Genomic DNA, 8,380 nt, shown 5'->3' with positions numbered 1-8,380 from the left:
CTGAGCACATGGGCGCGGGCAACGGCACCTTCATGACCCTTGAAGATGCGTAGCATCTCGGCCTCGGAGCGCAGGCGCTGTTCACCATTGGCCAAAGCGTCCCGGCCCAATGCGTCCACTTTGCGGCGCAGGCGGATGGCGGTCAGCACATCGCCCAGTTTGCGGCGGGTGCCGTGGTGCATCAGCGGTGTCGCGCTGGCGAGCGTGAGGATGCCAAGCTGTTTTGCCTCAATCTCTAATAAAGAGAAATACGAACCATCGGCGCCATCATACCGAGGGTGCATCAACAGATGCATCCGCCCGGCAAAGCGGCGCGTCAGCTGCTGCACCTGTGTCCGCCACGCGCCCGCGCCGCCTGGAGAGCCCGCTGTCTGTGGCCACAGCAGCAGGTGGAGGCCATCGGAAAATTCGAGCAGGTCAGACAGGTGCAGGATGCAATCGCCTTTCTCGGCGCGCAGGCGACCCCTGGACAGGATGCGGCACAGGTTGGCCCAGCCCTGTCGGTTCAGGGGTAAGGCGGTGACAGTGGGCGCATCGGTGAAGATCAGCCGCGCCGCCGGGATCAGGCGGGGAACCGCGTGGATGGGATAGGAGGGCGGCTTGGGGATGTGATCGGGGCAGGGTGGACCGATGGATGTGTTCTGCGCCTCCCACGCCAGCCGTTCGCGGACCTTGCGGGTGATCTCGCGTGCTTGAGTATGGGCGCGGACGATCCCGGCGACCGAGTTGTCATCGGCAATCGCAATGGCAGGCAGACCCAGGGTGACGGCACGCTCCATATACTCCTCGGGGTGCGAGGCCCCGGTGAGGAAGGTAAAATTCGACGTGATCGACAGCTCGGCATACATGGCGATTCCATATTATATTCACGTTTTGTTCTTTTTCGAGTCCTTTGCGCAGGAAACGGGTCGATTGGGTCCGGTCACACGGGCATGGTCAGCAAAAAAGGAGATCCGAGATGTTCAAAATCACCGCTTTGCCCACAAACGATGTACGCGCTCTTCAGGCGGGTGGCCCGGATGCATATGGTTCAACGCCGGAGCGCGCTGTGTCGACGGGTACAGGTAACCCGTGCCGCCACTGCCTGCGACATATTCCAGAGGGCGATGAGATGCTGATATTGGCGCATCGGCCCTTTTCAGAGACACATCCCTATGCGGAAACCGGCCCGATCTTTCTGTGTGCAACACCGTGTGAACGGTACGAGGAAGACGCGCTGCCCGAAATTCTGACCAACTCGCCCGACTATCTGATCAAGGGCTACGGTGCGGATGACAGGATCGTCTATGGCACCGGGGCGGTCACGCCGACGGACCAGATCGGCGCAAAAGTCAGGGAAATCTTTTCCCGATCCGACGTCGCCTATATTCACGTGCGGTCTGCGCGGAATAACTGCTATCAGGCGCGAATAGACCGCGCCTAAAGCTTGACCCGGTGGATGCCCCGGCGTGGCTGATCCTGATCATCCGCCAGATGATCCTCGGTACGGGACGAGGTCAGGGCAAGGAATACATCCTCAAGATCGGCCTCTTCGGTGCGGACGTCGCGGATGCGGATATTCGCGGCGCGCACCGATTCCAGAACCTGCTCGGCGCTGGTCTGGATGTTGCGGTATTGCAGGACAAGGCTGCCATCATCGCGGAGAGCTGCCTCGACGCCTTCCGACGCAGGCAGATCAATGATCGGGCTGTCGGGCACAATCACCATAGTGCGGCTATCCATGCGGCCCAAAAGGTTGGCGGTGCTGTCCTGCGCGACCTTTTCACCGTGGTTGATAATGGCGATCTCGTCGCACATCTCCTGCGCTTCTTCCAGGTAGTGGGTGGTCAGGATGATGGTCATGCCCTGTTCGTTCAGCTTGCGAACATTGGCCCAGAGCATTTGGCGCAGTTCGATATCCACACCTGCTGTCGGCTCATCAAGCACAAGGATTTTCGGGTGATGCACCAGTGCCTTGGCCAACAGTAACCGCCGCCGCATTCCACCCGAGAGAGTGCGGGCATAGGCCTCGGCCTTGTCGCTGAGACCGACCAGTTCCAGAATCCGATCACTGCGCCGTTCGGATTTCGTAACACCATAGAGACCAGCCTGAACCTCAAGCGCGCCGCGCGGGGTGAAAAACGGGTCGAGGTTCAGCTCTTGCGGCATCACACCAATGGCCGATCGTGACTGGCGTGGATTCTGATCCTGATCGAAGCCCCAGATCGCTACGCGGCCCGCCGATTTCACCACCAGACCAGCCAGGATGTTGATCAGGGTCGATTTTCCTGCACCGTTCGGACCCAGCAGACCAAAAACCGAGCCGCGCGGGACGGTCAGGTCAATGCCATTCAGCGCATGTTTCTCGGGCTGACCCTTGCCACCGCGATAGGTTTTGCGCAGCCCTTCGATCCTGATTGCCGCGTCATACATGTGGCACTTGCCCCCGGTTTGATCATCGCTCATAAACGCACCTAATACATGCCCGCGAGGCCGACAACCGAAGAAGGATCGCCAGCCGTGACCATCGAAGCGCCGGAAACCAAGATCGTCGAAACCGCCCGTGTTGCCTGTGATGGCGGCGAAGGTGCGTTGGGTCATCCGCGCGTGTGGCTGCAGATCCCCGAAGACACGGGCTGGGTCGAGTGCCCCTATTGCGACTGCAAATATGTTCTGGCCGGGCATCAGACTGACGCCTGAGCCCGTGTTGCCCGGTGCGGGCATTGAGTATTTTGAAAAGATGAAGATTGCGGCCGCGGTGCGGGTGGCTCTATCGTTGCGCCCGTGGCATTAGTGTTTTCGCAAGTGATCAGAGAGGGCGCGAAATGACCACGAATTTCGGAAAAGGGTGTCACCTGCATCTGATCGATGGATCGGCCTTTATTTTCCGGGCCTATCATGCGCTGCCGCCACTGACCCGCAAGTCGGATGGGTTGCCAATTGGGGCTGTTTCGGGCTTTTGCAACATGCTGCAGAAATATGTCGAGGGAAATACGGGGCCAGATGCGCCGACCCATGTGGCGGTGATCTTTGATAAGGGCTCCCATACCTTCCGGAACGATCTTTACGACCTCTACAAAGCTAACCGCGAGGCGATGCCCGAGGACCTGCGCCCACAGATGCCACTGACCCGTGAGGCGACGAAAGCGTTCAACATCGCCTGCAAGGAGATGGAGGGCTATGAGGCTGACGACATCATCGCGACCCTCGCTGTTCAGGCACGGGATGCCGGTGGCCGAGTGACCATCGTGAGTTCCGACAAGGACTTGATGCAGTTGGTCGGTGACGGCGTCGAAATGCTGGATGCGATGAAGAACAAACGCATTGACCGGGATGGCGTGGTCGAGAAGTTCGGGGTCGGACCGGAACGTGTGGTCGATGTTCAGGCGTTGGCTGGTGATAGCGTCGACAATGTTCCTGGCGCGCCGGGGATCGGGGTCAAGACGGCGGCCTTGCTGATCAATGAATTCGGCGACCTGGAAACCCTGCTGGACCGGGCAGATGAGATCAAGCAGCCCAAACGCCGCCAGACCCTGATCGAAATGCGAGACCAGATCGAGCTTTCGAAGAAACTGGTTCAACTGGATGAGAATACTCCGCTGGATTTCACCTTGGATGACCTTGAGGTGAGGGACCCCGATGCAGACACGCTGTTGGCGTTTCTGGCCGAGATGGAGTTCCGCACCCTCACCAAGCGTATCGCTGACAAGCTGGGGGTTGAGGCTCCGGTGATTGCCGACGCCCCTGCGCCAGCGGTGGAAGAGGTCGAGGCCGAGGTGATCCCGTTTGACAGTTCGAAATACGAATGCGTGCGTGATGCAGCGGCCCTGCAAAAGTGGATTGACCAGGCCTATGAGCGTGGTTGGGTTGCTGTAGACACAGAGACCACGGGCCTGAACGAGATGATTGCCGGTCTGGTGGGTATTTCGCTGTGTGTCGAGGCCGGAGAAGCCTGTTACATCCCGTTGACCCACCGCGATGGATCAGCGGATGATCTGTTTGGGTCGGATGCTTTGGCCGAGGGGCAGATGCCATTGGAAGAAGCCCTGAGGCTTTTGAAACCGATGCTCGAGGATCCGTCGGTCCTCAAGATCGGGCAGAACATGAAGTATGATGCCAAGATCTTCAGGCGGCATGGCATCGACGTGGCACCCCTCGACGATACGATGCTGATGTCCTACGCCATGCATGGCGGTGAGCATGGGCATGGGATGGACACTCTGTCCGAACGTTATCTGAGCCACACACCGATCCCGATCAAACCGCTGCTGGGGTCGGGGAAGTCGGCAATCACCTTCGACAAGGTCGCGATTGACGAGGCCACGGCCTATGCCGCCGAAGATGCGGACATCACCCTGCGTTTGTGGCAGCTGTTCAAACCGCAATTGCATCGGGCGCAGGTGACAACGGTCTATGAGACGCTGGAACGGCCGCTTGTGCCGGTGCTGGCCGAGATGGAGATGCATGGCATCAAGGTCGACCGAGATGTCCTGAGCCGGATGTCCAACGCATTTGCCCAGAAAATGGCCGGGTTAGAGGATGAAATTCACGAGTTGGCCGGGGGAAGATTTAATGTCGGATCACCCGCTCAGCTGGGCGAAATCCTGTTCGACAAGATGGGTCTGGAAGGCGGGAAGAAAGGCAAGACCGGGAAATACTCGACCGGGGCAGATATTCTGGAAGACCTCGCAACCGAACACGAGTTGCCGCGCCGTGTTCTGGACTGGCGGCAGCTGAGCAAGCTGAAATCGACCTATACCGACGCGCTACAGACCCATATCAACCCCGACACAGGCCGGGTGCATACGTCTTATTCGATCACCGGAGCGAACACGGGGCGTCTGGCCTCGACCGATCCGAACCTGCAAAACATTCCGGTGCGGACAGAAGAAGGGCGGCGTATTCGTGAGGCATTCATCGCCGAGCCGGGCAATGTGATGGTCAGCCTCGACTACAGCCAGATCGAGTTGCGGATTCTGGCCCATATCGCTGATATTTCGGCTCTGAAACAGGCGTTTTCGGACGGGCTGGATATTCACGCCATGACTGCGTCCGAAATGTTTGATGTGCCGTTGGGTGAGATGACGCCTGATATCCGCCGTCAGGCAAAGGCAATCAACTTCGGTGTGATCTACGGCATTTCGGGTTTTGGACTGGCCCGGAACCTGCGTATTCCACGGGCCGAGGCGCAGGGCTTTATTGATCGTTATTTCGAACGTTTCCCAGGCATTCGCCGCTATATGGACGACACAGTCGAATTCGCGAAAGAGCACGGCTATGTGCAAACCCTGTTCGGGCGCAAGATCCACACGCCCGAGATCAATGCCAAGGGGCCACATGCCGGGTTCTCGCGCCGCGCGGCGATCAATGCACCAATTCAAGGTACTGCGGCGGATGTGATCCGGCGCGCGATGGTGCGAATGCCGGACGCGATCGCCGGATTGCCTGCCAGGATGCTGTTGCAGGTTCACGACGAGTTGTTGTTCGAGGTGGCCGAAGATGCGGTGGATCAGGTGATCGACGTGGCCCGTGACGTGATGGAGGGCGCCTCGGATCCTGCGGTCAAGCTGGATGTGAAGCTGGTCGTGGATGCCGGGAAGGGGGCGAACTGGGCCGAGGCGCACTAGCGGCGTTGTTCATCAGGTCTCGGCGGGCTGTGCATGCATCGGGTCAGCCCTGCGGCCTTACCATGCGGTTCACCATTCGTTGCACAGACGGGCCAAACAGCAGGATTACGGTGAAGGCGATGGGCCAGCAAAAAGCCCAGGACGCCATCCAGTCGCCAACTGTTCCAGGGTTAAACCCAATCGCTTTGACCGTCGCGATCCCTGTTACAATCAAGGACATGAGGCCGGACATGATCAGGCTGAAAACGGCACGGGCATAGCGGGCTGGTATCATGGCAGGCATCCTAATGGTCACAATGCCGCTGATGTGCGGTATTTGAATGAAAATTACCAGTGTCAGTCCCGCATCCAGTCAAGTGTGTCGCAGGTGCGTTGTGTTGTGGGTGTGTATTCCGCGCTGACCCAGCCGCTATAACCTACCGCGTCCATGGTCGAGAACAAGGCCTTGAAATCCGTTGGTCCACGACCCGGTTCCGTGCGATCCGGGGCTGCGCCAACTTGGGCATGGACCACCTGCGGATGAAAGCGGTCCCAGACAGCCAGCGCGTCGCCATGAATCATATGAGCGTGAAAGCTGTCAAATTGCAGGCCGACATTCGGGCGATCCACCTGGTTGAGCACATCTGCTGCCAGATCGTAGTCGTTCAAAAAATATCCGGGCTGTGAAACCGGGTTGAGCGGTTCGATGGTGAATTTTTGCTGGGGGGCGAAATCGGCGGCCCATTGCAGGTTTTGCACAAAACAATTCAATGCATCCGGCCCTGTGGCGTATCCGGACATGATGTGGATCAGGCCGGGGCGCAGCACCCCGGCATATCGCAGGACACGGCGGATATCCGACTGGAACCGCGATTGACCATCGGGGATCGCTGCGTAACCCGGCGCACCGCCGGTGTAGTTGGGCGGTGGCGCGTTGATCAGCACAAGCTCCAACCCGCTGGCAAGCAAGGCGCGGCGGGTTTCCGTCGCGGCGATGTCGTAGGGAAACAAAACCTCGACTGCGGTGAACCCGGCATCTGCCGCCGCCTGAAACCGCTCCAGGTAAGGTATTTCGGTAAACAGAAGCGAAAGGTTGGCGGCAAATTTGGGCATAGGCGGTCAGCGGTTGTGGTTATCCGACCATAACCAAGGGATGATTTTCGGGGAAGGGATCGAAAACGACAGATTGTCGAAAATCGACCAGATCGCCTGCACCGAATCAGCAAGGGTCCGCTCAGCGCGGCGCGTCATTACGGGCGCCGCCTTAACAAAAGGTTCGAATCCAATGGCGATGAGCCCGGAACCCGTACGCGGGGCAACTACCGCTCTGCCCGGCGGTCAAAACTCTGCGTTGTCAGGGAATGGGTTGGCGGTTGCCTCCATGATTACCTGGGCAGCGGGTTTCCCGGCGGCCGAAGTTCTGCTGCAAACCTGGCCCCCTGTTGCATTGCTGACCGCGCGTCTGGTGCTGGCGGTTGCCGTTCTGATTCCGGTCTGGATTCTGCTGGACGGTCCAAGCAGAGTGTTACGCGCCAGATGGGGTCGGGCGATGGTTGTCGGCGGCTTTGGTTTTGGCTTTGCCATGTTTTTGCTGATCGTCGCGCAGAAAATGACGGATCCGGTGACGGTCGCGATCATTGCATCCTGTGCGCCCTTGCTTGCAACAGTACTGGAACTGATGGCAGGAACCCGACGGCTGAAGTGGACCTTTGCGTTGGGTGTTCTGGTGTCGGTTCTGGGTGGATTGATTGCAACCAGCACCGCCGCGCCCGAACAGCTGGGGCTGGGTGCGGTTCTGGCGATCCTTGCAACGGGCCTGTTTTGTTGGGGTAGCATGGCCACCGCGCGCGACTTCCCGGAGCTTAGTCAGATCGGGCGCTGCACGATTACCTTCGTCGGTGGGTTGCTCATGGCCGCGGTGCTGAGTTTTGGGGCGGCCCAGCTGGGCATGGATGTGCTGCCAACCGCCGCCATTGATGGACAGCAATGGGGGATGCTTGGGATCTATGCCTTGATATCACTGGGGCTCAGCCAGGTGTTGTTCATCTCGGCTGTGGGAAAGCTGGGCGTGGCGCTGGCTTCGTTTCACATCAATATTGCCCCGTTTTACGTGATGCTGATCATGCTGATGCTGGGGGAGGACTGGAACTGGACCCGTGCGCTGGGCGCGGGCGTGGTCGCTTTGGCCGTCGTGCTGGCACAGGACCGCGCACCGCGGTCAACCAAAATCGGCTGAAGGGATCAGCGGGAAGAACTGCCCGCCTGACCAGACACCAAACCAGCCCTCAAGGTGGCTACCAATCTCGGCAAGGCGATAGAAGCTTTTGCGATCTATGCGCGCTTCGAGGTTCGTGCGGATCAGTATGTAGGGTGACGGTTCTTCTGTCTCAGGATCGATAACAATCCGGATCGGATGCGCGGGCCCTGCAACAGCGACGTCGTCCAATTGAGTGCGAAAGGTCAGGTTCTGCGTCAGACCTTCGCCGGTTTGCTCGAAATCCACGGCGATAAACGGCGCGTCTTCGACAGTGATTCCCACCTTTTCAACCGGCGTGACCAGATAGTATTTCCCGTCTTCTTTCTTAAGAATTGAGGAAAAAAGCTTCACAAGCTCGAACCGATTGATGGGCGAGCCTAAATAACTCCATGTACCATCTTTTGCGACACGGATGTCCAGATCGCCACAAAACGGGGGATTCCACAGGTGAACGGGCGGTAAACCCCGGGTTTTGGCGGCTTTTACCGATGCGGCTAATCCGTCGGGCGAGGGTTTCACAGGTTTTTGTCCGCTCATT

At 58.9% G+C, this 8,380-nt stretch carries 9 protein-coding genes; 4 read left to right on the top strand and 5 right to left on the bottom strand.

The window, feature by feature from the left end; translation table 11 throughout:
- Nucleotides 1–848 (bottom strand): PHP domain-containing protein (locus AC2FLZ_RS14585; RefSeq protein WP_496882337.1); only part of this gene is annotated, 848 nt, incomplete at its 3' end.
- A 110-nt stretch (nucleotides 849–958) separates the two neighbouring features.
- On the opposite strand from AC2FLZ_RS14585, the gene AC2FLZ_RS14580 reads away from it, so the two are divergent.
- On the top strand, nucleotides 959–1,423 hold the full coding sequence (locus AC2FLZ_RS14580) for a DUF1203 domain-containing protein (RefSeq protein WP_480519548.1): 465 nt from the start codon (nucleotides 959–961) through the stop codon (nucleotides 1,421–1,423).
- On the opposite strand, the gene AC2FLZ_RS14575 is transcribed toward AC2FLZ_RS14580, so the two are convergent.
- A complete protein-coding gene (locus AC2FLZ_RS14575) occupies nucleotides 1,420–2,412 on the bottom strand; it encodes an ABC transporter ATP-binding protein (RefSeq protein WP_496882339.1) in 993 nt (330 codons plus the stop codon). The genes AC2FLZ_RS14580 and AC2FLZ_RS14575 overlap by 4 nt on opposite strands.
- Nucleotides 2,413–2,499: 87 nt before the next feature.
- On the opposite strand from AC2FLZ_RS14575, the gene AC2FLZ_RS14570 reads away from it, so the two are divergent.
- Together AC2FLZ_RS14570 and polA are read left to right on the top strand one after the other, a co-directional pair.
- On the top strand, nucleotides 2,500–2,679 hold the full coding sequence (locus AC2FLZ_RS14570) for a zinc-finger domain-containing protein (protein ID WP_480476870.1): 180 nt from the start codon (nucleotides 2,500–2,502) through the stop codon (nucleotides 2,677–2,679).
- A 125-nt stretch (nucleotides 2,680–2,804) separates the two neighbouring features.
- Nucleotides 2,805–5,606: a DNA polymerase I gene (gene polA / locus AC2FLZ_RS14565; RefSeq protein WP_496882336.1), complete on the top strand. Its 2,802-nt coding sequence runs from the start codon at nucleotides 2,805–2,807 to the stop codon at nucleotides 5,604–5,606.
- Nucleotides 5,607–5,649: 43 nt separating this feature from the next.
- Here polA and AC2FLZ_RS14560 read toward each other — a convergent pair whose 3' ends face one another.
- Nucleotides 5,650–5,880 (bottom strand): DUF2798 domain-containing protein, encoded by a 231-nt coding sequence (locus AC2FLZ_RS14560; protein ID WP_480474477.1) that lies wholly within the window; start codon nucleotides 5,878–5,880, stop codon nucleotides 5,650–5,652.
- 62 nt (nucleotides 5,881–5,942) lie between these two features.
- On the bottom strand, nucleotides 5,943–6,698 hold the full coding sequence (locus tag AC2FLZ_RS14555) for a hydroxypyruvate isomerase family protein (RefSeq protein ID WP_480606161.1): 756 nt from the start codon (nucleotides 6,696–6,698) through the stop codon (nucleotides 5,943–5,945).
- Between the two features lie 178 nt (nucleotides 6,699–6,876).
- On the opposite strand from AC2FLZ_RS14555, the gene AC2FLZ_RS14550 reads away from it, so the two are divergent.
- On the top strand, nucleotides 6,877–7,821 hold the full coding sequence (locus tag AC2FLZ_RS14550) for a DMT family transporter (protein ID WP_496882335.1): 945 nt from the start codon (nucleotides 6,877–6,879) through the stop codon (nucleotides 7,819–7,821).
- Here the strand turns inward: AC2FLZ_RS14550 and AC2FLZ_RS14545 are convergent.
- Complete coding sequence (locus AC2FLZ_RS14545) at nucleotides 7,804–8,379, bottom strand: DUF1285 domain-containing protein (protein WP_496882334.1); 576 nt, start codon at nucleotides 8,377–8,379, stop codon at nucleotides 7,804–7,806. The genes AC2FLZ_RS14550 and AC2FLZ_RS14545 overlap by 18 nt on opposite strands.
- Nucleotide 8,380 lies beyond the last annotated feature (1 nt).

Source organism: Ruegeria sp. YKSF131 (assembly GCF_059612645.1).
Note: the sequence above shows the minus strand (reverse complement) of the source record. Positions and strands in the feature narration are given on the sequence as shown.